Source organism: Rhizobacter sp. P2_H2, from assembly GCF_056403375.1.
In genome coordinates, this window is the sequence record NZ_JBFUFP010001341.1 from 1 (window position 1) to 1270 (window position 1270).

The window sequence follows — 1270 nt, forward strand, 5'->3', positions numbered from 1 at the left end:
CCCTGGAGTACAGCGTCACCGACCTCGGCACGCTGGGTGGCATGTGGCAGCACTCGTATGCCACCGGCATCAACAACAGCGGCCAGGTGGTCGGCTACGGCTACGACYTCGGGCAGCTGTACGCCGGCAATTCCGTCTACGGCAACTACCAGGCCTTCGTGACGGGCGTGAACGGCACGGGCCTGGCGGCGATCCCGACCTTGGCCAGCGGCAACTGGAGCAAGGCGACCGGCATCAGCGACAACGGCTGGGTGGTGGGCACTTCGGCCACAGCACCCGGCAACGAAGATGAGAACCCTGCCGTGGGCAGCCCTCGCGCCTTCGTCTATCGGGCCGACGGCAGCATCGCGCCGCAGGCGCTCGCGACGCCCGGAACGCACAGCTTCGGCAACGGCATCAACAACAGCGGGCAAGTGACCGGCTCGTACGCCACGGCGGCGGGCACGCAGCGTGCCTTCGTGACGCAGGCGGGCGGCGCGGCCGTCGTGGAGCTCGGCACGCTGGGCGGCGCCAATTCCATCGGCACCGGCATCAACCAGTCCGGCAAGGTGGCCGGTGTCTCCACGGTGGCGGGCGGCCGCGAGGATTCGTTCAATTTCGGGACCACCCGCGGCTTCATGACGAACACCCAGGATGGCGCTCCCTACGGCGTGATGGCACCGATCACGATCGCCGGTTCGGATCCGACGAGCCCGTACCACACGTCGAAGGCCGCCGGCATCAACGACAACGGCCAGACCGTGGGCACGACCGAGGCCGACTACTACACCGACGCATCGGCCTTCGTCGCCGGGCCGGATGGCATCGGCCGCAGGCTGAACATCCATGACATGGGCGAGTTCGAGATGGGCGGCGCCTGGCAGCTGACCAGCCGCGGGCTGTCGATCAACAACTCGGGACAGGTGGGCGGCAGCTACTTCTGGACCGTCAACATGATGGACCACGCCTTCATCACCGGCGCCAACGGCTACGGATTGGTGGACGTGAACACGCTGTCGTTCAACAATCTGGCGGCCGGGGTGCGCGATTGGTTGTTCGTCAACGTGACCGGCATCAACGACCTCGGGCAGTTCGTGGCCAACGGCGACAACGGGCGCGCCTACCTGATCTCGCCCGTGCCGGAGCCGGCCACCGTGCTGCTGATGTTGTGCGGGTTGGGTGTCGTGGCCTGGCGTCGGATACTGAAAGAGCACGCCTGAACATCGACCTACCTGCTCGCGGCAACCACCTTGCCGTCGACAGTTCGAAGCCTGCCGATCATGGGACAAAC

At 66.7% G+C, this 1270-nt stretch carries 1 protein-coding gene; it reads left to right on the forward strand.

The window, feature by feature from the left end:
• Positions 1-1199 (forward strand): DUF3466 family protein (locus AC1D15_RS32915; protein ID WP_477829371.1); only part of this gene is annotated, 1199 nt, incomplete at its 5' end.
• Between the last annotated feature and the right edge of the window lie 71 nt (positions 1200-1270).